Consider the following 25,485-nt stretch of genomic DNA (forward strand, 5'->3'; position numbering starts at 1 on the left):
TCTTAAGTGAACGGCATTAGACTCTAGGTCGGTTTTTTTATTTTAAAGCGTCAACAGCTAAATGGTTATTCCCATTCAATCGTTGCAGGTGGTTTACCTGAAATATCATAAACCACGCGAGAGATGCCACCCACTTCGTTAATGATTCGATTGGATACCTTACCTAAGAAATCATATGGTAAGTGAGCCCAATGCGCCGTCATAAAATCAATGGTTTCAACCGCACGTAACGAAACAACCCAGTCATATTTACGGCCGTCACCCATGACACCCACAGAGCGTACTGGTAAGAAAACCGTAAATGCTTGAGAAACTTTGTTATATAAGTCTGCTGCGTGTAATTCTTCAATGAAGATCGCATCCGCACGACGTAGCAAGTCACAGTACTCTTTCTTGATCTCACCAAGAACACGTACACCAAGGCCTGGACCTGGGAACGGGTGACGATAAAGCATGTTGTAAGGCAGACCAAGCTCTAGACCGATTTTACGCACTTCATCTTTAAACAGTTCACGTAATGGCTCTACAAGACCCATTTCCATATCGTCAGGGAGACCACCTACGTTATGGTGCGATTTAATCACATGCGCTTTACCTGTTTTAGAGGCTGCTGATTCAATCACATCTGGGTAGATAGTTCCTTGAGCTAACCATTTTGCATTAGAGAGTTTCTTTGATTCTTCATCAAAGATATCAACAAATACGTGGCCAATGATCTTACGCTTAGCTTCTGGATCGCTTTCGCCTTCCAGTGCAGCCAAGAAGCGGTCTTCCGCTTTAACATGGATAATGTTTAGGCCAAATTTGTCACCAAACATATCCATAACTTGCTCGCCTTCGTTTAATCGAAGTAAGCCGTTATCAACAAACACACACGTCAATTTATCGCCAATGGCGCGGTGAGCAAGCATTGCTACAACTGATGAATCAACACCACCCGACAGGCCAAGAATGACCTCATCATCGCCGACTTGTTCTTTAATACGCGCGACAGCATCTTCAATAATAGATTCAGATGTCCATAGGCGCTCACAACCACAAGCTCCAAGCACAAAGTTCTCTAGCATTTGCATGCCATTTTTCGTGTGTGTTACTTCTGGGTGAAACTGAACACCGTAGTATTTTTTATCTTCATTGGCCATTGCCGCATAAGGGCAAGTATCCGTTTGAGCGACTTTAACGAAATCAGCAGGAATCTCGACCACTTTATCACCGTGGCTCATCCAAACATCTTGAGTTGCCTCAAGGTCTTTGAACAGCGCAGATTCACCGGTGACTTGAACCGCAGCGTAACCAAACTCACGCTCATCAGAGCCTGCAACTTTACCGCCTAATTGCTCAGCCATGGTCTGCATTCCGTAGCAGATACCAAAAACAGGCACACCTGAATCAAACACGTATTGTGGTGCACGTGGCGAGTTTGCTTCTGTAACGCTTTCAGGGCCACCAGAAAGAATGATCCCGTCTGGGTTAAATTCGCGGATATCCGCTTCTTCTACATCCCAGCTCCAAAGCTCACAGTACACACCGATTTCACGAATACGGCGAGCGACCAGTTGAGTATATTGAGAACCGAAATCTAGGATAAGAATTCGTTGGTCATGAATATTTTTCGTCATTTTGGGCAATCTTATAAGCTAAGTGTTGAGAACGGAGGCGAGTTTACTCGCCTCACATCAATGCTTCAAGGAAAAAAGCAAACGTTTACGTAAGAATGATTCTTACCAACGTCGAATTAACCTAAGCGGTAATTCGGAGCTTCTTTTGTAATCTGAACATCGTGTACGTGTGATTCGTTCAGGCCAGCACCAGAGATACGGACAAACTCTGCTTTCGTACGCATATCTTCAATTGTGGCAGAACCTGTTAAGCCCATGCTTGAGCGTAGACCGCCCATCTGCTGGTGAACGATCTCTTTAAGACGACCTTTATAAGCGATACGACCTTCAATACCCTCAGGTACGAGCTTATCGGCCGCATTATCTGTTTGGAAATAACGATCCGATGAGCCTTGAGACATGGCGCCCAACGATCCCATACCACGGTAAGATTTGTATGAGCGACCTTGGTAAAGAATGACTTCACCCGGCGCTTCTTCTGTTCCTGCGAACATAGAGCCCACCATGACACAAGATGCGCCAGCAACGATAGCTTTACAGATATCGCCAGAGAAGCGAATGCCGCCATCAGCAATCACTGGGATATCGTGCTCATTGGCAACAGAAGCCGCGTCAGCAATAGCGGTCACTTGTGGAACACCAACGCCCGTTACGATACGAGTCGTACAGATAGAGCCAGGGCCGATACCCACTTTAACAGCACTAACACCAGCATCAATCAATGCCTGAGCGCCCGCTGCTGTTGCAACGTTGCCGCCAATTATTTCTAGATTTGGATACAATGCACGTGTATCACGTATGCGCTGTAACACACCTTCAGAGTGACCGTGAGAGGAATCGATAAGCAGTACGTCAACGCCCGCCTCAACCAACGCTTTGACGCGCTCTTCATTGCCAGCACCCGCACCTACTGCTGCACCAACACGCAAACGGCCTTGTGCATCTTTACATGCATTAGGCTTACGCTCTGCTTTATGGAAATCTTTTGCTGTGATCATACCGGTCAATTGAAAATCATCATTGACGACCAATACTTTTTCTACACGCGCTCTATGCATCTCTTCTTGAACAGATTCACGTGACGCCCCTTCTTTAATTGAAGCAAGACGCGACTTCGGTGTCATAACCAATTCAACTTTCTTGTTGAGGTCAGTAACAAAACGAACATCACGACCCGTGATAATACCCACGAGTTCGTTCGTTTCAGTGACAACAGGGAAGCCTGCAAAACCATGTTTTTCAGTCAGTGCTTTAACGTCAGCAATTGTCTCATCAGGGCGAACCGTAACAGGATTAGTGACCACGCCTGCTTCGAAGATTTTAACAAGGCGAACTTGCTCAGCTTGTTGTTCGATAGACATGTTTTTATGAATAAAGCCAATGCCACCTTCTTGCGCTAGCGCAATCGCTAGGCGAGCTTCAGTTACAGTGTCCATAGACGCTGAAATCATCGGAATATTTAGATCGATATTCTTGGTCAACCGAGTGCGAAGATCGGCGGTATTCGGGAGAACGGTGGAGTGTGCTGGTACGAGTAATACGTCATCGAACGTCAGCGCTTCTTTGGCAATTCTTAGCATTTGCAATATCTCACAACAGAGGAGTTTAAGGAATTAACCCACCCTTATCGTTTCGCATAATAAGGGGTTTGGGCTAGATATTGCGGTGGGATTATACGCTGCACGTAATCGGTTGGCTACTCATTTTTATACTTTTTATTTGCATTTTAAGGCTTGATATGTATTATGTTGTCGCTAATTTCCATACTCACGTCTTAGAGATTAGCTGTGTCCCTTTCTCCACGTTCCGTATCGAATTCCTCTGTGCAAAACCAGAACATTTTTACCGTTTCTCGCCTCAATGCAGAAGTCCGCTTACTGCTTGAAAACGAAATGGGAATAGTCTGGTTGATTGGCGAAATTTCCAACTTTTCTGCGCCGGTTTCTGGCCACTGGTATCTCACTTTAAAAGACGCTCGCGCTCAAGTGAAATGTGCCATGTTCAAAGGCAATAACCGACACGTGGCATTCAAACCTATGAATGGCAACCAGGTACTAGTTAAAGCTCGGCTATCATTGTATGAACCTCGTGGCGATTATCAGCTGATCATCGAATCTATGCAGCCTGAAGGGGATGGTCGACTTCAACAAGAGTTTGAAAAGCTCAAGATGTCGCTCGCAGCAGAAGGTTTATTCGCACAGTCGTTGAAAAAAACATTACCAGCACACCCTAAATGTGTAGGTGTTATCACGTCAAAAACGGGCGCCGCCCTCTATGACATTTTAGATGTTTTGAAACGTCGAGATCCAAGCTTACCTGTCATCGTTTATCCAACCATGGTACAGGGTGATAACGCGGCGATAGACATTGCTCAGGCAATAGGACGAGCGAATACTCGCAATGAGTGTGATGTTCTCATCGTGGGTCGTGGTGGTGGTTCTCTTGAGGATCTATGGAGCTTCAATCATGAGATCGTCGCTCGTACGATGGCAGCCAGCCAAATTCCAATTATTAGCGCAGTAGGACACGAAGTTGATGTCACTATCGCTGACTATGTAGCCGATGTACGCGCACCCACTCCAAGTGCCGCAGCGGAGCTCGTCAGTAATGACACCTCTCATAAAAGAGAATCCTTGCTCACTAAGCAACAACAGCTACACCACTTATTAAGGGTCTACCTCGCTGAGAAAAAACAGCACTTGCAGATAAAGATCCAAGCCCTAAATACTCATCATCCAAAGCACCAACTCCAACGCCAAAATCAATTGCTTGACGAGGCGGAGTACCGATTAAGTGCAGCAATGCGTCAGCGTCTATCGCAAGAAACCATGCGGATGAAAGCAAAAGAACATCGCCTGACGCTATGCTCGCCGGTAAAAAAACTGCAGCAACAACAGTTTCAAATGCAGCAATCTGAGCAGCGCTTAAAGCAGGCTATGGATCGCCAACTAACGCAGCTACGCCATCAATTTACGGTTGCTGTGGAAAAACTCGATACTGTTAGTCCACTTGCCACTCTAAAGCGTGGCTATTCCATTACCCAAGATGGTAAAGGCCGAGTCATTACTGCGGTAAACCAAATAGAAGTGGGTGACTCGATGACAACCCAAGTAGAAAAAGGTGTCATCGAAGCAACCGTGACAAAAATTCGACCGGTTTGATTTGGTTCATTCGTGCAATCAAGAGCGTGATAACTATTGATTGCACTTCCAATATATTCTAGGTCCACCGCTTATTTTGAGCTCACTGCTTATTTTGGGTTCACTGGAATAGGTTGGAATTCAACGACGACTCTGGACTTAGATTTCAGTTCATTACACGTCGGGCAAAAATAACTCGCAGACCCACAAGCCTGCAGCTTTTCTAGCACCTCTTCGCAATCAGGACAAAAACCTACCTTACTAAAATGCTCATTGCACGATGAGCAATAATATTGTCCATCCCACCCCAATTCAGATTCACACTTGGGACAGTGGTTATTTTGCTGTATCACGATGGATCCCCTAATACCAATTTCTTCGTTGCATTATCTCGTATCAGCCACATAATAGAAACAGAAAGCAGCAGTATCGACGTGTTGAGCTTACTTCTGGTTTTGATGATCTTATCGCGATCCTATGCAAAAGCTATCTTGATCAGCGATCTGCTCCTAAAAGAACATTTATATAACCACACACCGAAAGCATAAGTTACATATCCTGCATTTGGACTTTGCGCAATATAAAACTCCACCAAAGAATTGAAAGACACAGCATTTAAGAATTTAATAAAAAGATCATCTTGGCTATTATCGATTTACATAGGTATGCATCTGTATATACGTAGATTCTATCATTTGGAGCTCAATACTGACTTGGGATAACTCTGCGGTAGATGAAACATGTGTCCCCCCGCAAGGCATAACAACCACCGCATCACTCATTTCCCATTCCCAGTAGCGTGAGCTGGTCAAATAGGGGCCCTCTAATCTCATTCGAATTGATGTCGGTTTGGCAAGCCAATGCTGTAACACGGCATTGACCTCAGATTCAATCTGAACTAAGTCCGCCAACACATCAGCGGTATTAAGACCGCGTTTCTTTAAGGTCTTACCAAGGCGATACAGGTCGACACAGCGCTCAGGAAACACCTCGCTTTTTTCTTGTGCGTAGCTGTTAAAATCGTAATGACCCAATCCATCCGTGCGGTCAGCAACTTTACGCCAATATTGATTCGCTAAGACTTTATTGAGTGCCAATGATGCGATGTGCCCAGCGCTGTGACCACGGCTTAAGCTTAATTGATAGTCACGGTCCACTTTAAGACTAATCGCTTGGTCTGAGAGCAGCTCAAGCTTTTCTTTTACACGGTGTACAACAACGAACAGCCAACCCTCTGTATCTCTCTTCACTGGGATTTCTTTTCCTACATAAAGGGTAGTCGTCGCCAGCTCTACCGCGCCAACCAGGCAATCAAAGACCTGGTAGCACTCTCCTTTAATGGTTACCCACCCTATATCAGCTGGGTGATCGGGCCAAATATGGCTGACGGGATGGAAAGGCGTATTTTCAACCACAATGTCGGTATGTGTTGAATGATTAACGCTGAGTTGTACAAAGGTTTCCATTGAATCGAGTTCATGGCAAAAATAGGTTTTTGTCGCTGTGATCATTTTCATTCCTTCAAACCAAAAAAAAGCCCACTGATAATCAGCGGGCGTTTCTATTATTGCTATTGTTTATTTCTTCGTACGACCTTTCATCATCGTCATCAAGCGTTTATGTTTACGCTCTTGCGAAAGGGTCATCTTATTCGTTTTTCCTTCGAACGGGTTTTCGCTGTTCTGGAACTGAATTCGAATCGGCGTGCCCATTATTTCTAATGCGCGACGATAGTAATTCATTAAGAAACGTTTGTACGAATCTGGCAGCTCTTTTACTTGGTTGCCATGAATAACAACGATTGGTGGGTTATAGCCACCCGCGTGCGCGTATTTTAGCTTAACACGACGTCCACGTACCATCGGCGGTTGGTGATCGTCAGTTGCCATTTTCATGATACGAGTAAGAACTGAGGTACCCACTCGTGTCGTCGCTGATTTATAAGCTTCTTGCACAGATTCAAACAAGTGGCCAACACCCGTTCCATGCAAAGCCGAAATGAAGTGGATTCTAGCAAAATCAACGAAGCCAAGACGACGGTCTAATTGCTTTTTAACCTCATCCTTAACGTCATTTGCAAGTCCATCCCATTTGTTTACTGCAATCACAATAGAGCGACCAGAGTTTAGCGCAAAACCGAGTAAGTTCAGGTCTTGATCTGAGATATTCTCACGGGCATCAATAACGAGTAAAACCACGTTGGCATCTTCGATGGCTTTCAGGGTTTTTACCACTGAAAACTTCTCTACGGTTTCATTGATGCGTCGACGACGACGAACACCTGCGGTATCAATTAGTACGTATTCACGCTCATCACGCTGCATTGGGATGTATATAGAGTCACGCGTGGTCCCAGGCATATCATAAACGACGACGCGTTCTTCCCCTAGGATACGGTTAGTCAAGGTTGACTTACCAACATTAGGGCGACCAATGATTGCCAATTTGATTGGTTGATCTTGCAGGCGTTTGAATTCCTCTTCTGCTTCTTCTTCGGTGTAATCAAGTTTCTCTTCTTCTGAATCTTCAAACTCAGTAAGATCTTCAAGTTCACCATTGGCTTGTTCAAGCGCTTCTGCAAAAGGATTCAATGCTAGCTCAATCAACACCGAGACACCACGACCATGAGCGGCTGCGATTTGGTACATAGACTCCATACCAAGCTTCCAAAACTCTACGCTGGCCGTATCAGGGTCTATACCATCAACTTTATTTACAACTAAAATGGCTGGTTTATCAATTTTACGTAGATGCTGAGCGATAGCTTCATCTGATCCAGTCAGACCCGCACGACCATCAACCATAAATAATACAACATCAGCTTCATCGATTGCCGCTAATGACTGTTCAGCCATTTTTGTTTCAACACCTTCTTCAGTGCCATCGATACCACCAGTATCGATCACAATGAATTCATGCTCACCTAGCTTCGCCTGACCATATTTACGGTCTCGAGTTAGTCCAGGAAAATCTGCAACCAACGCATCACGAGTGCGAGTTAGCCTGTTAAACAGGGTCGACTTACCTACGTTTGGACGTCCAACTAGGGCAACAACAGGTACCATAATAACCTCTATACTTATCTTGTTATGTGGTTATAGGTAAAATCTTGCTTTCCTATAACCACATCATTATCCATCTATCCGAGTACGAAAAGATCCTTTTGCTTCGCAGCAATAAAACGGCTCCTAACTGAAATCAGCAAGGAGCCTTATGTGAATTATATCACGATTTTTTAGTTGATCGTCAGTTTCTTTATTTCACCATCACGATTCACGATGATGTAACCGCCAGGGACCATCGTTGGTCCAACAGACAAGCCACTATCGTTCGTCATTTGCTGAGAGACAAAATACCCTGTCTCACGATCTAACCAGTGCAGATAACCTAGGCTGTCGCCCACGACGATGAAACCATCAACAATCACTGGCGCTGTAAGTTGTCTATTTTCTAACAGATCATTTTCCCATAACTCGGTACCGCTTCGTGCATCAACAGCAACAACATGATCGTTGTCGGTAACTAAGTAAAGGTTACGGTTGTCTGTCGCCATGTCCGTAGCTGAAGAGTAATTACGCTTCCAAATTGGGTTACCTGAGCGTAAATCAATAGAGATCAACTGTCCGTTAAACCCTATTGTGTACAAGGTACCACCTAGGATGACCGGTGATGCATCAACATCGACCAAGCGATCAATTTCAGTTGCACCTTTTGGTGTCCCTACCGGCTGTTGCCATATAAGTTGGCCACGCTCGATAATCGCTGCCGCTAGACGCCCGTTTGCCGTTCCCCAAAATACACCACCAGAGACGGTGGCGGGTGAACTATCTCCGCGCAGTGTTAGGTTTGGAACGTCGGTACTGATAGCCCAACGTTCTTCTCCAGTGCTTTGTTCTAGCGCTACTAACAAGCCTTGGCTGGTATGTACCATGATCAGGTTAGAATCAGCGACGGGCTTAGCCAGCACCTCACCATTAACCTTTGCACGCCACGCGACTTCACCCGTTTCTATATCAAGAGCAATCACTTCGCCATTTTCACTACCAATATAAATCTTTTGATAGGCCGCGGCGATGCCCCCGGACAAGCGAGCCGTGTCATCTTCTTCGAGATCTATTTGCCATAACGTATTGCCATTCTCAGGATCATACGCTTTGACAACACCATCTCTACTTGCGACAAATAACTTGTCATACGAATACGCAGGTGACAGTTTTGAAAAAAACTGCCCAATACCGTCACCAATGCTTGATGACCATTCGGTTGTTGGTGAAAACTCACTTTGAACGACCGGTAATGGTGCCATTATGATGGTGTCTTCTTCACTAGAACACCCCACCAACACACCCAATACCGAAATAGAAAGTAGGACTTTCTTAACGAATCTATTCATCGGTTAAGCCCTTACTTAGCAAGATCGTCCAGTTTAATTTGTAGCCCTTGACTTGCATCTTGTGCTTGTTGTGCTTCTGTATACGCTGAATAAGCTGCGTCACGGTCACCGGCTTTAATAGCAATATCACCACGGAGCTCAGCGACACGACCAGCCCAAGCTTCATCAGAGACTTTATCCAACTCAGCTCTTGCACCATCAACGTTGTCTTGTTCCGCCATTATTCTCGCAATACGGTACGTGACCAACGGAGAAACCGCCTCATCCTTCGTATTACTTTGAGCCCACTGTAACTGCTCTAAGGCTTGATCAAGATTGCCGGCTTCAACCTGAGCTTTTGCTAGTTGCAACGCAGCCAAAATTGAATATTCCGTTGTTTTACTGCTATCGATAAAGCTTTGGACGTCGTCACTTGCATCCACGCCTTGCGCTGCGAGAGCTTGTATTACTTTCGTGTACTGCTCAGAAGCCGCTTCTTGAGCTTCAACCGCTGAGTCTTGATAATAACGCCAGCCGAATAAGCCACCTAAGCCAACAACAACGCCTAATACAACCGCTTTGCCGTTCTCTTGCCACCAATCTTTGATCGCTTCTACTTGTTGTTCTTCAGAATCGTAGAGTTCCACTTCCTGTCCTCTTAAAATAATGCCATCGCTGTCCAAATAAGAGGTCGTGCTATAAACGCCTCTTATTTATTCATAAGACAGGATTTAAATAATATCTGCTAATTTAGCGACTAACTCATTAAGCGCAACTGTTTCTTGTGAGCCACCTTGTAAATCTTTGACCACAACCGTGTTCTCAGCGACTTCAGTGTCACCTAGAACCAATGCGTACACCGCGCCTACTTTATCAGCTCTCTTAAACTGCTTCTTAAAGTTGCCCCCACCAAAGTGGTTCATGACACGGATACCAGGGATAGATTCACGAAGGTGCTCAGCGAGTTTAACGCCTGCCGTCATCGTGCTATCACCAGAGGTAACGACATAAGCATCAACACTACGACGTACTTCGGTCAGCTCTAACGTTTCCATCATTAGAACAAGGCGCTCCAATCCCATTGCGAAGCCAACCGCTGGCATTGCTTTGCCACCCAATTGCTCGACGAGACCATCATAACGACCGCCACCACAAACCGTACCTTGTGCACCTAGACTTTCAGTAATCCACTCAAATACCGTGCGGTTATAATAATCTAAACCACGAACAAGACGTTGATTAACCGTATAAGCGATGCCTGCTGCGTCTAATAATGCACACAAGCCAGCAAAATGGGCTTTTGATTCTTCGTCCAAATAGTCAGACAGCTCAGGAGCATCAACGAGAATGGCTTGAACATCTTTATTCTTACTGTCAAGAACACGTAACGGGTTGGTGTGCATACGGCGCTTGCTGTCTTCATCCAACACATCAATATGCTGCTCTAAGTGAGCAATCAATGCCGTGCGATAATTCGCTCGAGCTTCCAGTGAGCCAATTGAGTTCAATTCAAGACGGACATGTTCATTGATACCCAATTCACGCCATAAACGTGCGGTCATCATGATCAGTTCAGCATCCACGTCAGGGCCATTGAGACCAAATACTTCAACACCACATTGATGGAATTGGCGGTAGCGGCCTTTTTGTGGGCGTTCATGACGGAACATTGGTCCCATGTACCACAAACGTTGTTCTTGGTTATAGAGCAAACCATTTTCGATTCCCGCACGAACGCAACCAGCCGTACCTTCAGGACGAAGCGTTAGACTGTCGCCGTTGCGGTCTTCAAAGGTATACATCTCCTTTTCAACCACGTCCGTTACCTCGCCGATCGCACGGCGAAATAAGTTTGTCATCTCAACAATTGGCATACGGACTTCATTGTAGCCGTATGCACTGACAACCTGCTTAACCGTATTCTCTACTTTTTGCCACAGTGGAGATTGTGTTGGAAGGCAATCATTCATGCCTCGAATTGCTTGTATTGTTTTAGCCACAGTTACATACCGTTATCATTGAGATTATTTGTCGATTTGATTAATGTCGATTCGATTGTTTTCATCTAAAATTGAGGCTTTAGCCCTAATTTTAGCTTCTAACTTACTGATTAGATCGTCATTGTCCAAGCGCTCTTTTTGACGTTTACCGTCCTCATAAAAAGCGCTTTTTTTATTGCTGCCAGCTAACCCAAGGTGAGACACTTCTGCCTCTCCTGGCCCATTCACCACACAGCCTATAATTGATACGTCCATTGGAGTAATGATATCTTCCAAACGTTCTTCAAGCGCATTGACCGTATTAATGACATCAAATTCTTGGCGAGAACAGCTTGGGCAAGCAATAAAATTGATACCACGTGAGCGAATTCTCAGCGATTTTAAGATATCAAAACCTACTTTGATTTCTTCAACCGGATCTGCGGCTAAAGAAATTCGCAGTGTGTCGCCAATCCCTTCAGCAAGCAATATGCCTAAACCCACAGAGGATTTAACGGCCCCAGCTCTTGCTCCACCAGCTTCAGTAATGCCGAGATGGAGGGGCTGATCAATTTTCTTTGCTAACAAACGATAGGAGTCAACCGCTAGAAATACATCAGAGGCTTTCACGCTGATCTTAAATTGATCAAAGTTCAAGCGATCCAGAATATCCACATGGCGCATTGCTGACTCTACCAACGCCTCAGGTGTCGGTTCGCCATATTTCATCTGGATTTCTTTCTCTAACGAACCACCATTGACGCCGATTCGGATAGGGATATTCTTATCTCTTGCACAATCGACAACAGAACGAATTCGCTCTTCATTACCGATGTTACCAGGGTTGATCCGTAAGCAATCCACCCCATATTCAGCAACCTTCAATGCAATTCGGTAATCGAAATGGATATCAGCAACCAGGGGGACCGAGACTTGTTTTTTTATTTCTCTAAATGCTTCTGCCGCATCCATTGTTGGCACTGAGACACGGACAATATCCGCCCCTACATTTTCCAACGCACGGATTTGGGCGACGGTCGCTTGCACGTCCGTCGTACGCGTGTTTGTCATGGATTGAACGGCAATTGGAGCGCCGTCACCGATAGGTACATCACCCACATAAATACGCGTAGATGGGCGACGTTTAATTGGAGATTCGTGATGCATAGTAAATATCTAAGGTAAGGTGAATCGAGCTACTTTGCCTGAAGTATACCCAGAAAGGTCAACAGGTTCACTCGCAAATGTCATAGAAACCTTTTCTGGCGCGCCTAAAATGATCTTAAACGGCGCAGTGCCGTTCACATCTACTCGCTCTCCGGGTTTCTTGATGCCTGTCGTAATGGTTTTCCCGTTGGCATCCTTTACTTGGATCCAACAATCACCTTCAAACGACATTGTAAGATTCGTTAACCCAATTTCAGCTGTTTTTTTTTCCACTGGAGCGACTTCACTCTCGACTTCCTCAGAGGCCGTTGAAAGGTTCTCTTCCGTGGCTGAAGCATCAATTGTGTCTGTTACAATTTGCTCAGTAGCCGGCGTTGATGATTCCAACACAGCAGAAACATCAAGAGTCTTAACCGGTGCAGTTTCAGCATCAGTAACGCTTTCAAAATTAGTGTCTTCGATAACCGCAGATTCAGCAACCTCAGCACTAGGTTCACTAGTATCTGCAATTTCAGACAAGGTATCTTTTTGTTGATTCTGTAGCCACCAAATCGAAGATATACCGATAATAACGGCAAAGATGCCCCAGGTAAGTTTCATGATTCGGCTATCATGTTTTTCTTTATTCGTTTTCTTAGAAAAGCTCTGCATTGCTTGTTCGCTATGCTGAGCTTCTCCATGATGATCGATTGCGCCCAGCACTTCTTTTTCGTCAACGCCAACAGCTTTAGCATATGAACGAAGATAACCGCGCGTAAAGGTAGCGACCAGTTCACCATCAAACTCGTTTGCTTCTATCTTTTGAATCAAAGCGACTCTTAGGCGAAGCCTATCGGCAATTTGCTTTTGAGTAAGCCCTAATGCCTCACGTTTTTGCTTTAAAATTGTGCCGGCTAAAACAACGTCTTTGTCTTTTACTACGTCGTCGGTATTCATCTTCGTTTCTGTGCTCATTAATTTGGTACTTCTTATAGTTGGTACTGTAGTTGATGCACACTTATTTCATTTTATTTATTGGTGCTTACCAGCTTCAGTATAGTCAATCGAATGCACTACCTGTTTTTACAGCATAGTCCCTAATGGCCAACGTCAACGAGGTATTCATTACCGAACTGCCGACGCTATAATATGTTCTCACTGAAAGAATCAATGCCCAAAGCCTGAGATTATCAATTCCGGCGTACCATGATAGTCGATTATGATCGTGAGTTAAAATAACCAATCGTAAATCATTACGAATACACGCTATTTTGATTAAAAAATAACAAAACTTACGTCAATCAGGCGACGGTTTGAACTATTTGATTAATAAAAACAATATTTGTTCCCTAATGGAAAAAATAATTGTATCAGTTTGTGGCTGCGATCGGATAAATACCGTGTATTTACACTTTATGTATTGGTACAAAAAAGCCAAGTCGAAACTTGGCTTTTAAATCACGCAAATTATTACAGTGTCTTGACTGGAATCTCTTCCGCACCTTGTAACGCTGGTTGCTTCGTTCGTTTCGTTCTGTCGATCACGTCGCCAACCAATTGGCCACACGCTGCATCGATGTCATCACCACGTGTTTTTCGCACCGTGACGGTATAATCGTATTGCATCAACGTTTTCATAAAGCGATCAATACGAGAATTACTTGGCTTTTTATACGGTGAGCCCGGATAAGGGTTAAATGGAATTAAGTTAATCTTCGCAGGCGTATCTTTAAGCAACTCAGCGAGCTCTCGAGCATGGTCCATATCATCATTGACATGATCGAGGAGAACATATTCAACCGTTACTCTGCCACGGTTGGCATTTGATGAGGCAATATAACGCTGAACTGACGCCAAAAAGTCTTGGATATCCCAACGATCATTGATCGGCATGATTTCACTACGAAGCTTATCATTAGGTGCGTGCAAAGAGATGGCAAGCGCTACATCGATATTGCCGGTCATTTGGTCAAGACCCGACACAACACCTGAGGTTGAGACAGTGATACGGCGTTTTGACAAACCAAAGCCATAATCATCAAGCATCAACTCTAGCGCTGGTATCAAGTTTTTCATATTTAGTAGAGGCTCGCCCATCCCCATCATCACGACATTCGTGATCGGGCGGCGGCCAGTCTCTTTTTGCAGACCAATCTCACGCGCAGCGCGCCAAACCTGACCAATAATTTCTGATACTTTTAGGTTACGGTTAAAGCCTTGCTGAGCCGTAGAGCAAAATGTACACGCTAACGCACAACCCACTTGAGATGACACACACAAAGTGGCCCGATCATCATCAGGAATATAAACGGTTTCAACATCTTGATCCCCTACTCGCATCGCCCATTTAATGGTGCCATCCGATGAATGCTGAGCTTCTGAAACAGTCGGAGCCTTTATTTCGGCAACTCTCAACAGCTTCTCACGAAGTTTCTTGTTGATGTTGTTCATTTTCTCAAAGTCATCACAACCGAAATGGTAGATCCACTTCATTACCTGATCAGCACGAAAGGCTTTCTCGCCTAGCTCTTCTTGGAAAAACTTGCGCAAGCCCTTGCGATCAAAATCGAGTAGATTGACTTTTTGTACGGTCATGTTGCCTCTTAAATGACGAAGATTCTGTTAAGGGCGCGAATTGTACAGCCTTTAGCCTCCTGCAACAAGCGCAACAAAACCTTAAAATAATAAGGCTTTCATTTATAAGTGAACATTTTTCATACAGTAAAGAAGAGTGGCAATAAAAAAGGAGGCCTCAGCCTCCTTTTAATCTTCAGCACTCAATTAACGAGGGCAGATTTCAGATTCTGGAAAGAAAAATTCAATTTCTCGCGCCGCTGATTCAGGGCTGTCAGAGCCATGCACGGAGTTATAACGCATACTCAACGCATAATCAGAACGAATGGTGCCGCACGCGGCTTCTTCTGGGTTTGTTTTCCCCATAAGCTCACGGTAACGAGAGATCGCATTCTCCCCTTCTAAGACCTGAACCATAATAGGTCCCGATGTCATGAACTCACGTAATGCGCCAAAAAAAGGTTTGCCTTCGTGCTCCGCATAGAAGCCTTTCGCTTGGTCATCCGTTAGGCGAACCATTTTAGCAGCAACGATACTTAATCCAGCTTTTTCTATTCTGTGATAGATTTCGCCAATAAGATTACGCTCTACTGCATCGGGTTTAACGATTGAAAATGTTCTTTCTAGGGTCATCGTTTTTCCTTTCTTTTTTATTATCAGTTGTTTTCTATTTTTTAGATTGTTCTACGAGTAATCGAGCAAGAGTGCGTGTCCCCATACCCGTTGCGCCAGCGGCCCATTTATCAGAGCCAGACTTGCGATATGTACCGGCACAGTCAAAGTGCAGCCAACCTTTCTTATAATCTTCAACAAAATACGATAAGAACGCAGCAGCGGTGCTGGCACCTGGTGAGTAATCGCCACTACTGATGTTGGATAAGTCCGCAAAGTTTGATGGCAACATGCTACGGTGGAAGTCAGCAACAGGAAGTGGCCAGAGCCCTTCTTTTTCTTGATTGGCATGCGTTAGAGCTTGATGAGTGAGCTCGTCATCAAACGATAAAACAGCGTGGTAATCATTCCCCAATGCATTCTTAGCCGCACCGGTTAATGTGGCGCAATCGATGATCATTTCTGGGTTCTGTTCACTCGCAAAAATTAGACCATCCGCCAATACCAAGCGTCCTTCCGCATCAGTATTCATGATCTCAACCGTTTTACCATTTTTGTAGGTAATAACGTCACCAAGCTTTAACGCTCGTCCTGAAACCATGTTTTCTGCGCAGCAAAGAATAAGCTTCACTCGCTTGTTCAATCCACGAAGAATAGCAAGACCTAGGCCGCCTGTAATCGTGGCTGCGCCGCCCATGTCAGCTTTCATCGCCGTCATGAAATTTGAAGGTTTCAAGCTATAGCCACCAGAATCAAACGTAATTCCTTTGCCGACAAGACAAGCAAATACTGGCGCTTCAGGGTCGCCTGTTGGATTATAATCGAGTTGGAGCATAGCTGATGTGCGCTCAGAGCCGCGACCTACCGCAAAAATACCCGTCCACCCTTCAGTTAACAGGTCTTTGTCTTTAACGATACGATAAGTCACATGTTCTGGTGCGGTCGATTTAATAAACTCGGCAGCCATCGTCGCTAATTGGCGAGGTGCGACTTCTTCTGCACTTTTATTGATGATGTCACGAGTCCAATTAGACGCTTTGATGCGTGCATTCAACTCATTGTTATCCGCTTCAGATAGCGTCGGCAGTTCAACTGTCGTGGTTTTCTTCGGATTACGATACCCTTGGTAAAAAGCCCAAGACGCTTCCAAATCCCACTCACCCCCTTGTAAAACAACACTCGTAATACCTTGAGCATCCAATTTACGAGCCGCTTTTTGAATAACATCTAGCTCTAGGTTATCGCTGATATGAATGGTAACGCCTGACTCTAGATAGGAAAGAGTCGCGTTTTCGCCCCATTGAGAAGGAGCCACTTCTTGGCTAAGAAATACTGACAGTGTGTTAGACATGGTTTCTCCTTGTCTTGTCCATTTTTATGTTTCATCGTACCTGTAATTCCAAGATGTTAGCATTATGTAGAGTCAATACCAATGACAGGCCCATCCGATTTAATAACAATGTAACAAGTCGGTACAAAAAAACGGGCCAAAGGCCCGTTTTTTTTATATTAAGTCAGCGAATTTGCTTACTCAAACTCATCCATCCAGCATAATATGACGGCTTCCAAGATCTTTTCATTGGAACGATTTGGCTCATCGTCAAATTCATCCAACTCGATGATCCATTGATGTAAGTCCGTAAAACGTACCGTTTTAGGGTCCGTCTCTGGGAATTTGTCACACAACTCAATAGCGATATCGCGCGAATCCGTCCATGTAATACTCATAAGCTCTCCTTAGCAGACCGATTAGTGGTCTTCTGACGCGTGGTTAAGTGTATATTTAGGGATTTCAACAACCAGGTCTTCATCCATCACTTTTGCTTGGCACCCAAGACGAGACTCTGGTTCAAGTCCCCACGCTTTATCGAGCATGTCATCTTCTAACTCTTCACTTTCATCAAGAGAATCAAAGCCCTCACGCACGATAATGTGACATGTGGTGCAGGCACATGACTTCTCACATGCGTGCTCAATTCCGATACCATTCTTTAAAGCAACATCTAATACCGTTTCACCCGGTTTCGCTTCTAAAACCGCACCTTCAGGACAAAGGTCCTCGTGAGGTAATACAACAATTTTTGGCATGACTACTTGGTCCTTACTTTTAAATATTGTCGACTGACTGACCAGCTAAAGCTTCTCGGATAGATTTATCCATTCGACGAGAGGCAAAATCTTGGCTGGCTTTATCAGTGTCTTTAATACCTTGTTCAATTGCATCGGCACTGTCGCCATTGCGCAATTGGATCAATGATTCTATCGCATTCATCAACGCTTGCTTACCGGCTTCATCTAACAACTCATCGCCATCTGCCTGCATTGCAGCGACCAGTCCTTCAATCACTCGGTCCGCTTCAACGCGCTGCTCCGCTAATGCTCGTGCGAGCATATCTTCTTTAGCGAACGTCATTGAGTCTTTGAGCATATTGGTGACTTCTTCATCACTCAGCCCATAAGACGGTTTCACTTGGATTTCTGATTGAACACCGGTGCTTTTTTCCATTGCGGTCACAGAGAGCAAACCGTCTGCATCAACTTGATAGGTGACTCGAATGTGCGCAGCCCCCGCCGTCATCGGTGGGATCCCTTTCAAAGAAAAGCGCGCTAATGAACGACAGTCATCAATCAGCTCCCTTTCACCTTGAACAATATGCACAGACATCGCTGTTTGACCATCTTTGAACGTCGTAAACTCTTGCGCCTTGGCAACTGGAATTGTTGTATTACGAGGCACAATTTTTTCAACCAAGCCGCCCATCGTTTCAATACCGAGCGACAATGGAATCACGTCTAAAAGTAGCATCTCAGAGTCGGGTTTATTCCCCACCAAGATATCCGCTTGAATAGCCGCGCCTAACGCGACCACTTCATCAGGGTTAATGCTCGTAAGTGGTGTTTTACCGAAGAACTCTCCAACCATATCGCGAACTAGAGGGGTACGAGTCGAGCCGCCGACCATCACGACTTCTAAGACCTCATCGGCCTCAACTTCTGCATCGCGCAAAGCACGACGGCATGACATCAACGTTTTCTTCAATAAAGGTCGAACAAGATCATTAAATGTGTCGCGCGTCAGTTCTCCTTGCCAATCCAGCACAGAGATCGTGGCACGCTCTGCCTCACTTAGATCGATTTTAGCCTGAGTAGCCGCATCAAGCAGTTCGCGCTGTTGAGCCGAAGATAGCGCTGACATTCCGATTAAAGATTGGATGTGATCAGCGATAAGATGATCAAAATCATCGCCACCCAGCGCCGAGTCACCGCCGGTTGCCAGTACCTCAAAAATGCCTTTTGATAAGCGCAATATGGAGACATCAAACGTGCCGCCACCGAGATCATAAACGGCAATGACACCTTCTTGGCCACTATCCAGTCCATAAGCAATAGCGGCAGCCGTCGGTTCGTTAAGCAGACGAAGCACATGTAACCCTGCTAAGTTTGCCGCATCTTTGGTTCCGACACGCTGCGCGTCGTCGAAATACGCGGGTACGGTAATGACAACACCCGCAAGATCGCCACCCAATGACGCTTCTGCGCGAGCCGCCAATGCCTTAAGGATATCCGCGGAGACTTGAATAGGGTTTTTATCGCCATTCATCGTTTGCAATATCGGTAAGCCGTTGTCGCTTTCGACTAGATGGTAAGGCAATGATGGGTAGCGTGATTTCACGTCTGTTAATGAGCGACCTAATAGGCGCTTTACAGAGACAATCGTATTCTCTGGGTCTTTCGATGCGTTATTTCTAGCATCGTAGCCAACCGTGACTTGCTCTGGTGAGTAATGCACAGCAGAGGGGAGGATTGTTCGACCTTGTGAATCAGAAAGTGTTGAGGTCTCACCACTTTTTACACTTGCGACCAATGAATTAGTGGTGCCTAAATCAATACCTGCAGCCAGTTTGTGTTCGTGTGGTGCAGAACTTTGTCCCGGCTCTGCGATTTGAAGTAATGCCATTCAAATATCCTTGGAGGCTGTGATTAGCCAAGCAGTTTTTCTTCTAATTGTTCTATTTCGCTTTTCAGCTTGGCGATAAATTTGAGTTTCCGAATACTATCTGCAGCGCTATCCCAATGGCCGTTGACCAGCTCATTCGTCAGACTTGATAGGTGTTCGTTAAACATTTTGCTTACCTGACGTTCAAAGTCAAAAAGTTCTTCTTCTGCATCAGGTGAATTCGCGACGTCTTCGAGGGTTTCACGCAGCTCCATTTGTTCCATAAGAAACATAGGATCCTGCAATGTCCTGTGCTCTCCCCGAATATCAATGCCGTTTTCAGCAAGTAAATATTCCGCTCGAGATATCGGCCGTCGTAATACTTCATACGCATCATTGATCTGTGCGGCTTTTTGTACCGCCAGCAAACGATCTCGCTCTGAAGCTGTCGAAAAGTTATCAGGGTGAAAGCGCTTTTGAAGCTCAAGGAACTGAGAAGAAAGAAGGCTACCGTCCAGCGGAAACTGAACAGGTAGCCCAAATAGTTCAAAATGGTTCATATCGTATGACTCGTAGTAATGGAGCTCAGTAAACTGAGCTCCTTATCGGTTAAACATTAAAGCTTTCACCACAACCACATTCGCCTTTCGCGTTCGGGTTATTGAATTCAAAGCCTTCGTTCAAACCTTCTTTTACGTAATCCAGTTCTGTTCCATCTAAATAGACAAGGCTCTTAGCATCGATGATCACCTTTACACCAGCGTGCTCAAAGACTTCATCACCATCGTCAAGGTCATCAACGAATTCAAGCACGTAAGCCATTCCTGAACACCCAGTTGTTTTGACACCTAGGCGCAAACCAAGGCCTTTGCCTCGATTATCTAGAAATGCTTTTACTCGACTCGCTGCTGCGTCTGTCATGGAGATGGCCATACTACAACCTTATCTGTTTATCTATTGAATCAATTCTGTGGGTATCAACCCGGTCTTTAGTCGCGCTTTTTCTTGTAATCAGCAACCGCGGCTTTAATCGCGTCTTCTGCAAGAATAGAACAGTGCACTTTTACTGGTGGCAATTCCAACTCATCAGCAATTTCTGAGTTTTTGATTGCAGCGGCTTCGTCTACTGACTTGCCTTTAACCCATTCTGTTACCAGTGAGCTTGATGCAATCGCAGAGCCACAACCGTAGGTTTTAAACTTCGCATCTTCGATAATACCTTCTGGTGTTACCTTGATTTGCAGTTTCATCACGTCACCACATGCTGGTGCGCCTACCATACCACTACCTACGCTTGGGTCATTTTTATCAAATGAACCAACATTACGTGGGTTCTCATAGTGGTCAATTACTTTTTCACTGTACGCCATAATTTATTCCTCGAATCCTCTATTTCCTTGAGATTAGTGGTGTGCCCACTCGACCGTATCAAGGTCAATCCCTTCGTTATACATATCCCATAGAGGAGACATGTCGCGTAATTTATTCACCGCTGTCTTAAGCTGCTCAATCGCATAATCTACTTCTTCTTCTGTCGTAAAACGACCAAAAGAGAAACGAACAGAGCTGTGTGCAAGCTCATCGTTGAGACCCAGTGCACGCAGTACATAAGACGGCTCTAAACTCGCTGAAGTACACGCCGAACCCGAAGATACGGCTAGGTCTTTCAACGACATTAATAATGATTCACCTTCGACAAAAGCAAAGCTAATGTTCAGGTTATGCGGTACTCGCATCTCAAGGTCGCCATTCACAGTGACCGCTTCAAGATCTTTAACACCTGCGTAAAGACGTTCGCTTAATGCTTTCGCGTGTTCATAGTCTTTCTGCATATCTTGTTTAGCGATAGCAAACGCTTCACCCATACCAACAATCTGATGAGTAGCAAGTGTGCCCGAGCGGAAACCACGCTCATGACCGCCACCATGCATTTGCGCCTCGAGGCGAACACGTGGTTTACGACTCACGTAAAGTGCACCAATACCTTTAGGGCCATACGCTTTATGAGCAGATAATGAGATCAAATCAACTTTCATCTCTTGTACATCAATTGGGATTTTACCCGCAGATTGAGCCGCATCGACATGGAAGATGATCTTTCTGCTACGGCATAACTCACCGATTGCCGTAATGTCTTGAACGACACCAATTTCGTTGTTCACGTGCATGATAGAGACTAACACAGTGTCTTCACGCATTGCTGCTTCAAGCTTGCTGAGATCAATAATCCCGTTGCTTTCAGGTTGAAGATAAGTCACTTCAAACCCTTCACGCTCGAGTTGACGGCATGGATCTAATACCGCTTTATGTTCGGTTTTGCACGTAATTATGTGCTTGCCTTTCTTACCATAAAAGTGCGCAGCACCTTTTATCGCAAGGTTATCTGATTCTGTTGCGCCCGATGTGAAGACAATTTCACGAGGGTCAGCGTTGAGCAAATCTGCGACTTGCTCACGTGCATTATCGACTGCTTCTTCTGCCTGCCATCCATAACGGTGTGAACGTGATGCTGGATTACCAAACGTTCCGTCCATTGTCATGCATTTAACCATTTTTTCAGCGACGCGTGGGTCAACTGGACAAGTGGCAGAATAATCTAAATATATCGGCAGTTTCATTCTTTACTCCAATGTAAAAGCAACACTACTTACGAGCGAACATTGATACCGATGGGCGCGGCGTTATTATTCTTTCTTGAAAACCCATTATTTACCGTAAGGTCAATGTCCTGACGGTCAGAAATTTGTAGGACTTCATTATCCACCATCAACTCACCGAGAGTGATGTTGTTTAAAAAGTCGCTAATGCGAGAACTCAAATCTCGCCACAATGTGTGAGTTAAACAACGTGTACCGCCCTGACAATCACCTTTGCCAGCGCATTTTGTTGCGTCGACTGATTCATCGACGGCAGCAATAACGGTACCGATAGAAATATCAGTGGCGTCCGACCCTAAGCGATAACCACCACCAGGACCGCGCACACTTGAGACTAATCCAGCTTTACGCAGTTTTGAAAACAGCTGCTCTAAGTAAGAAAGGGAAATCCCTTGACGCTCAGAAATATCGGCCAGTGGGACTGGACTTTGCTGCGAATGCAGAGCGACATCGAGCATCGCCGTTACTGCGTATCTTCCTTTTGATGTTAATCTCATATCACACGTTTCCACATTGTCTTTGTGGGAACAATTTTTTCATACCTGACTATTTTAGTCAAGTATTCATTTAACCAAAACAGTCAGGCATTCATCCACACAGTTGATACGGTTAAATGTCTTTGGAATTCGTTTTCTCGATAGAGGTCAAAATGCCTCGCAAGGTATTGATTTCTTGAGACTCAGGGCGAGCTCTGCTGAATAGTCTGCGTAACTTATTCATCACTAAGTTCGGCTTATCTTTAGAGATAAATTGGGTATCCGTGATCACTTTTTCAAGGTGTTGATAGAATAATTCCAACTCTTTATGACGAGGATAATCAGGCTCATCTTGAGCTGGAAATTGTTGGCTTACTCTATCGAGATGAGCAACCCGAACTTCATAACTCAACGTTTGAACGGCCATGGCCAAATTTAACGAACTGTATTCTGGGTTAGCTGGGATGCAGGTATGATAATGACACAACTGTAATTCATCATTAGTCAGACCGGTACGCTCTCTACCAAACACTAACGCTACAGGATGTTTTTCGCTTTCCACAGCAAAACGCTGACCACATTCACGAGGCTCTATCATAGGCCAATCTAATGTACGAGAGCGCGCACTTGAGCCAACAACTAGGCCACAATCTTCTATGGCTTCTTCTAAAGTCGAGACAATAGTGGCACCTAACGCGATATCACTTGCACCCGCAGCTAAAGCAACGGCTTGTGCGTCTACTTCACATTGGGGATCAACCAATACCATCTGGCTCATTCCCATTACTTTCATCGCACGGGCTGCCGAACCAATATTCCCCGAGTGGGACGTCCCAACAAGAATGATCTTAACGTTGTTTAGCATTGTCAAATAGCACCAAGATTACAAAATCGACGAATAATAACATAAACCCGACTAAAATAGTCAGGGTCTTTTTATTCACGCCGATGACAGGACAAAAAATAACCACTTCCTTTTTCTCCAATCTTTGGTATACTCGCCGCCGCTTTTTGTTCTTTAACATCCGTTGGGAAAATTCGTATGCATCCAATGCTAAATATCGCTATACGCGCAGCGCGTAAAGCTGGCAACCATATTGCTAAATCACTTGAAAACACTGATAAGATTGAATCAGTACAGAAAGGTACTCAGGAGTTTGTCACTAACGTAGACAACGAAGCTGAAGCACTCATTATCCATACCATTCAAACCTCTTACCCTGAGCACAGCATTGTTGCTGAAGAAAGCGGTATGATTGAAGGTAAAGATAGTGATGTTCAATGGATCATCGACCCACTGGATGGCACCACTAACCTTATCAATGGTTTCCCACACTTTTGTGTTTCTATTGCTGTTCGCATTAAAGGCAGAACAGAAGTAGCGTGTGTTTACGACCCAATGCGCAATGAGCTATTTACCGCACAACGTGGTTCTGGCGCTCAACTCAATAACGCTCGTATTCGCGTTACTCCTTTAAAAGATATCAAAGGTACCATTATCGGTACTGGCTTCCCATACAAGCAAAAGCAGCATTCTGAAAGCTTTTTCAAAATCATGTCTTCAATGTTTGTTGAGTGTTCTGACTTCCGTCATACTGGCTCTCCAGCACTTGACCTTTGCTACTTAGCAGCAGGTCGCGTAGATGGTTACTTCGAGCTTGGACTAAAGCCTTGGAACATGGCAGCTGGCGATCTTATTGCTCGTGAAGCAGGCGCTATTGTTACTGATTTTGCTGGCGGAACAGACCACATGAAATCAGGCAACATCGTTGCTTCAAGTGCTCGTGGCGTGAAATCAATGCTTAAACACATTCGTGAAAATTCAAACGAAGGTATGCTTAAGTAAGTCATAATGACTAAGCGCTAAGTATTGAATTGTAATCCCGGCCATCGGCTGGGATTTTTTTTACCTGTTGCTTTTCTTCCTGCTAGTTTTTATTAATCAATGAATAGCAGAAACCTACCCTCAAAAAAAAGGCCGCTCTATGAGCGACCCTTTTCATTCAACATCAAAGAACTACGGCATTTCGTCGAACTCTTCGCCTTCTTTTTCTATCGGTGTTGGCATCAAGTGCTCACGCTGAATACCAAGTTTCAGAGCAAGGGCTGAAGCCACATAGATTGAAGAATAAGTACCAACAGTAATACCAAGCAATAGTGCTAATGCAAAGCCATGGATCATCGCTCCGCCTTGCGTAAACAACGCAATGACCACAAACAATGTCGTGCCAGACGTAATTAACGTACGGCTTAACGTTTGTGTAATCGAGCTATTCATGATTTCTGGCGATTCACCTTTCCGCATTTTACGGAAATTCTCACGAATTCGGTCAAAAACTACGATGGTATCGTTGAGTGAGTAACCAACCACGGTGAGCAATGCTGCCACAATGGTCAAATCAACCTCTATCTGTAATAGAGAGAAGATACCTAAGGTAATAATAACATCGTGCGCCAGCGCCATAACAGCACCCGCTGCTAAGCGCCACTCAAAACGTATCGAGACATAAATCAAGATACAGATCAGTGAGACTAAGATGGCCAGACCACCCGCTTCCGTTAGCTCATCTCCCACATTCGGGCCGACGAATTCAATACGGCGCATTTCAACACTTTCGCCCGTACCTTCTTTGATTGCACTCAGGATTTGATTACCTAGCGCTTCGGCTTGAACACCATCACGCGGGCGTAAACGCACCATGACATCACGAGAAGAACCAAAGTTCTGCACGGTAGCATCGCCAAAGCCTTCGGCATCCAATGCGCTACGCACATCTTCAAGGTTTGCAGGTTGCTCAAAACCAACTTCAATCAGCGTACCGCCGGTGAAATCTAGGCCCCAATTTAACCACTTCGTAGACAGAGTAAATAATGCTGCAGCAATCATTACGAGTGAGAACGCAAATGCTACTTTTGACCAACGCATAAAGTCGATCGTTTTGTCCAATTTCATTATCTGAAACATAACTAATT

25 protein-coding genes are annotated in these 25,485 nt (G+C 44.9%); 2 read left to right on the forward strand and 23 right to left on the reverse strand.

The features are described from left to right. Nucleotides 1-65 precede the first annotated feature (65 nt). Both guaA and guaB read right to left on the reverse strand, forming a co-directional pair. Nucleotides 66-1,619: a glutamine-hydrolyzing GMP synthase gene (guaA, locus tag AB4405_RS16430; RefSeq protein WP_372061870.1), complete on the reverse strand. Its 1,554-nt coding sequence runs from the start codon at nt 1,617-1,619 to the stop codon at nt 66-68. A gap of 116 nt (nt 1,620-1,735) precedes the next feature. Beyond that, nucleotides 1,736-3,199, reverse strand: coding sequence for an IMP dehydrogenase (guaB, locus tag AB4405_RS16435; RefSeq protein ID WP_102471034.1), 1,464 nt, complete (start codon nt 3,197-3,199; stop codon nt 1,736-1,738). Between the two features lie 243 nt (nt 3,200-3,442). Between guaB and xseA the strand changes: the two genes are divergently transcribed. Beyond that, nucleotides 3,443-4,780 (forward strand): exodeoxyribonuclease VII large subunit, encoded by a 1,338-nt coding sequence (gene xseA / locus AB4405_RS16440; protein WP_102471035.1) that lies wholly within the window; start codon nt 3,443-3,445, stop codon nt 4,778-4,780. An 89-nt stretch (nt 4,781-4,869) separates the two neighbouring features. Here xseA and AB4405_RS16445 read toward each other — a convergent pair whose 3' ends face one another. The 20 genes from AB4405_RS16445 to trmJ all read right to left on the reverse strand — a co-directional run bounded on the left by AB4405_RS16445 (nt 4,870) and on the right by trmJ (nt 23,377). Next, nucleotides 4,870-5,109, reverse strand: coding sequence for a zinc ribbon domain-containing protein (locus AB4405_RS16445; RefSeq protein ID WP_372061897.1), 240 nt, complete (start codon nt 5,107-5,109; stop codon nt 4,870-4,872). A 297-nt stretch (nt 5,110-5,406) separates the two neighbouring features. Then, nucleotides 5,407-6,270, reverse strand: a complete 864-nt coding sequence (locus AB4405_RS16450; RefSeq protein WP_372061873.1) for an alanyl-tRNA editing protein — start codon at nt 6,268-6,270, stop codon at nt 5,407-5,409. A 66-nt stretch (nt 6,271-6,336) separates the two neighbouring features. Then, nucleotides 6,337-7,824 carry a ribosome biogenesis GTPase Der gene (gene der / locus AB4405_RS16455; protein WP_372061874.1) on the reverse strand — a complete coding sequence of 496 codons (1,488 nt, stop codon included), beginning with the start codon at nt 7,822-7,824 and terminating at the stop codon, nt 6,337-6,339. A 170-nt stretch (nt 7,825-7,994) separates the two neighbouring features. Continuing rightward, nucleotides 7,995-9,152, reverse strand: a complete 1,158-nt coding sequence (gene bamB, locus AB4405_RS16460; RefSeq protein ID WP_372061875.1) for an outer membrane protein assembly factor BamB — start codon at nt 9,150-9,152, stop codon at nt 7,995-7,997. 11 nt (nt 9,153-9,163) lie between these two features. Next, a complete protein-coding gene (locus tag AB4405_RS16465) occupies nt 9,164-9,778 on the reverse strand; it encodes a tetratricopeptide repeat protein (protein ID WP_102471040.1) in 615 nt (204 codons plus the stop codon). An 84-nt stretch (nt 9,779-9,862) separates the two neighbouring features. Then, nucleotides 9,863-11,131, reverse strand: coding sequence for a histidine--tRNA ligase (hisS, locus tag AB4405_RS16470; protein ID WP_102471041.1), 1,269 nt, complete (start codon nt 11,129-11,131; stop codon nt 9,863-9,865). 24 nt (nt 11,132-11,155) lie between these two features. Further along, nucleotides 11,156-12,277, reverse strand: a complete 1,122-nt coding sequence (gene ispG, locus AB4405_RS16475) for a flavodoxin-dependent (E)-4-hydroxy-3-methylbut-2-enyl-diphosphate synthase (protein WP_372061876.1) — start codon at nt 12,275-12,277, stop codon at nt 11,156-11,158. 9 nt (nt 12,278-12,286) lie between these two features. Then, on the reverse strand, nt 12,287-13,213 hold the full coding sequence (gene rodZ, locus AB4405_RS16480) for a cytoskeleton protein RodZ (RefSeq protein WP_372061898.1): 927 nt from the start codon (nt 13,211-13,213) through the stop codon (nt 12,287-12,289). 513 nt (nt 13,214-13,726) lie between these two features. Continuing rightward, on the reverse strand, nt 13,727-14,851 hold the full coding sequence (locus AB4405_RS16485; protein ID WP_102471043.1) for a bifunctional tRNA (adenosine(37)-C2)-methyltransferase TrmG/ribosomal RNA large subunit methyltransferase RlmN: 1,125 nt from the start codon (nt 14,849-14,851) through the stop codon (nt 13,727-13,729). A 186-nt stretch (nt 14,852-15,037) separates the two neighbouring features. Then, on the reverse strand, nt 15,038-15,463 hold the full coding sequence (ndk, locus tag AB4405_RS16490) for a nucleoside-diphosphate kinase (RefSeq protein WP_102471044.1): 426 nt from the start codon (nt 15,461-15,463) through the stop codon (nt 15,038-15,040). Nucleotides 15,464-15,497: 34 nt separating this feature from the next. After that, complete coding sequence (gene pepB, locus AB4405_RS16495) at nt 15,498-16,793, reverse strand: aminopeptidase PepB (RefSeq protein WP_102471045.1); 1,296 nt, start codon at nt 16,791-16,793, stop codon at nt 15,498-15,500. A 176-nt stretch (nt 16,794-16,969) separates the two neighbouring features. Next, entirely contained in the window at nt 16,970-17,164 is a 195-nt protein-coding gene (iscX, locus tag AB4405_RS16500; RefSeq protein ID WP_102471076.1) for a Fe-S cluster assembly protein IscX, read from the reverse strand. 27 nt (nt 17,165-17,191) lie between these two features. Continuing rightward, nucleotides 17,192-17,530, reverse strand: a complete 339-nt coding sequence (fdx, locus tag AB4405_RS16505; RefSeq protein ID WP_102471046.1) for an ISC system 2Fe-2S type ferredoxin — start codon at nt 17,528-17,530, stop codon at nt 17,192-17,194. Nucleotides 17,531-17,549: 19 nt separating this feature from the next. Continuing rightward, on the reverse strand, nt 17,550-19,400 hold the full coding sequence (hscA, locus tag AB4405_RS16510; protein WP_372061877.1) for a Fe-S protein assembly chaperone HscA: 1,851 nt from the start codon (nt 19,398-19,400) through the stop codon (nt 17,550-17,552). A 23-nt stretch (nt 19,401-19,423) separates the two neighbouring features. Further along, entirely contained in the window at nt 19,424-19,939 is a 516-nt protein-coding gene (gene hscB / locus AB4405_RS16515) for a co-chaperone HscB (RefSeq protein ID WP_372061878.1), read from the reverse strand. Between the two features lie 49 nt (nt 19,940-19,988). Beyond that, nucleotides 19,989-20,312 carry an iron-sulfur cluster assembly protein IscA gene (gene iscA, locus AB4405_RS16520; RefSeq protein WP_102471049.1) on the reverse strand — a complete coding sequence of 108 codons (324 nt, stop codon included), beginning with the start codon at nt 20,310-20,312 and terminating at the stop codon, nt 19,989-19,991. 56 nt (nt 20,313-20,368) lie between these two features. Beyond that, nucleotides 20,369-20,749: a Fe-S cluster assembly scaffold IscU gene (gene iscU / locus AB4405_RS16525; protein ID WP_102471050.1), complete on the reverse strand. Its 381-nt coding sequence runs from the start codon at nt 20,747-20,749 to the stop codon at nt 20,369-20,371. A gap of 33 nt (nt 20,750-20,782) precedes the next feature. After that, nucleotides 20,783-21,997, reverse strand: a complete 1,215-nt coding sequence (locus tag AB4405_RS16530) for an IscS subfamily cysteine desulfurase (RefSeq protein ID WP_102471051.1) — start codon at nt 21,995-21,997, stop codon at nt 20,783-20,785. 29 nt (nt 21,998-22,026) lie between these two features. Beyond that, nucleotides 22,027-22,533 carry a Fe-S cluster assembly transcriptional regulator IscR gene (gene iscR, locus AB4405_RS16535; RefSeq protein ID WP_102471052.1) on the reverse strand — a complete coding sequence of 169 codons (507 nt, stop codon included), beginning with the start codon at nt 22,531-22,533 and terminating at the stop codon, nt 22,027-22,029. Nucleotides 22,534-22,645: 112 nt separating this feature from the next. After that, complete coding sequence (gene trmJ / locus AB4405_RS16540; RefSeq protein WP_372061880.1) at nt 22,646-23,377, reverse strand: tRNA (cytosine(32)/uridine(32)-2'-O)-methyltransferase TrmJ; 732 nt, start codon at nt 23,375-23,377, stop codon at nt 22,646-22,648. A 177-nt stretch (nt 23,378-23,554) separates the two neighbouring features. On the opposite strand from trmJ, the gene suhB reads away from it, so the two are divergent. Next, nucleotides 23,555-24,358, forward strand: a complete 804-nt coding sequence (gene suhB / locus AB4405_RS16545) for an inositol-1-monophosphatase (RefSeq protein WP_372061882.1) — start codon at nt 23,555-23,557, stop codon at nt 24,356-24,358. A gap of 171 nt (nt 24,359-24,529) precedes the next feature. On the opposite strand, the gene secF is transcribed toward suhB, so the two are convergent. Beyond that, a complete protein-coding gene (gene secF, locus AB4405_RS16550; protein ID WP_372061883.1) occupies nt 24,530-25,477 on the reverse strand; it encodes a protein translocase subunit SecF in 948 nt (315 codons plus the stop codon). Nucleotides 25,478-25,485 lie beyond the last annotated feature (8 nt).

The organism is Vibrio sp. 10N.261.51.F12 (assembly GCF_041471725.1).
GTDB lineage: Bacteria > Pseudomonadota > Gammaproteobacteria > Enterobacterales > Vibrionaceae > Vibrio.

Excerpts from the sequence above, each read along its gene's own strand:
- guaA (WP_372061870.1), bottom strand. The coding sequence starts at position 1,619 with ATGACGAAAAATATTCATGACCAACGAATTCTTATCCTAGATTTCGGT.
- guaB (WP_102471034.1), bottom strand. The coding sequence starts at position 3,199 with ATGCTAAGAATTGCCAAAGAAGCGCTGACGTTCGATGACGTATTACTC.
- AB4405_RS16450 (WP_372061873.1), bottom strand. The coding sequence starts at position 6,270 with ATGATCACAGCGACAAAAACCTATTTTTGCCATGAACTCGATTCAATG.
- der (WP_372061874.1), bottom strand. The coding sequence starts at position 7,824 with ATGGTACCTGTTGTTGCCCTAGTTGGACGTCCAAACGTAGGTAAGTCG.
- bamB (WP_372061875.1), bottom strand. The coding sequence starts at position 9,152 with ATGAATAGATTCGTTAAGAAAGTCCTACTTTCTATTTCGGTATTGGGT.
- ispG (WP_372061876.1), bottom strand. The coding sequence starts at position 12,277 with ATGCATCACGAATCTCCAATTAAACGTCGCCCATCTACGCGTATTTAT.
- rodZ (WP_372061898.1), bottom strand. The coding sequence starts at position 13,213 with ATGAATACCGACGACGTAGTAAAAGACAAAGACGTTGTTTTAGCCGGC.
- AB4405_RS16485 (WP_102471043.1), bottom strand. The coding sequence starts at position 14,851 with ATGACCGTACAAAAAGTCAATCTACTCGATTTTGATCGCAAGGGCTTG.
- ndk (WP_102471044.1), bottom strand. The coding sequence starts at position 15,463 with ATGACCCTAGAAAGAACATTTTCAATCGTTAAACCCGATGCAGTAGAG.
- pepB (WP_102471045.1), bottom strand. The coding sequence starts at position 16,793 with ATGTCTAACACACTGTCAGTATTTCTTAGCCAAGAAGTGGCTCCTTCT.
- fdx (WP_102471046.1), bottom strand. The coding sequence starts at position 17,530 with ATGCCAAAAATTGTTGTATTACCTCACGAGGACCTTTGTCCTGAAGGT.
- hscA (WP_372061877.1), bottom strand. The coding sequence starts at position 19,400 with ATGGCATTACTTCAAATCGCAGAGCCGGGACAAAGTTCTGCACCACAC.
- hscB (WP_372061878.1), bottom strand. The coding sequence starts at position 19,939 with ATGAACCATTTTGAACTATTTGGGCTACCTGTTCAGTTTCCGCTGGAC.
- iscA (WP_102471049.1), bottom strand. The coding sequence starts at position 20,312 with ATGGCCATCTCCATGACAGACGCAGCAGCGAGTCGAGTAAAAGCATTT.
- iscU (WP_102471050.1), bottom strand. The coding sequence starts at position 20,749 with ATGGCGTACAGTGAAAAAGTAATTGACCACTATGAGAACCCACGTAAT.
- AB4405_RS16530 (WP_102471051.1), bottom strand. The coding sequence starts at position 21,997 with ATGAAACTGCCGATATATTTAGATTATTCTGCCACTTGTCCAGTTGAC.
- iscR (WP_102471052.1), bottom strand. The coding sequence starts at position 22,533 with ATGAGATTAACATCAAAAGGAAGATACGCAGTAACGGCGATGCTCGAT.
- trmJ (WP_372061880.1), bottom strand. The coding sequence starts at position 23,377 with ATGCTAAACAACGTTAAGATCATTCTTGTTGGGACGTCCCACTCGGGG.
- suhB (WP_372061882.1), top strand. The coding sequence starts at position 23,555 with ATGCATCCAATGCTAAATATCGCTATACGCGCAGCGCGTAAAGCTGGC.
- secF (WP_372061883.1), bottom strand. The coding sequence starts at position 25,477 with ATGTTTCAGATAATGAAATTGGACAAAACGATCGACTTTATGCGTTGG.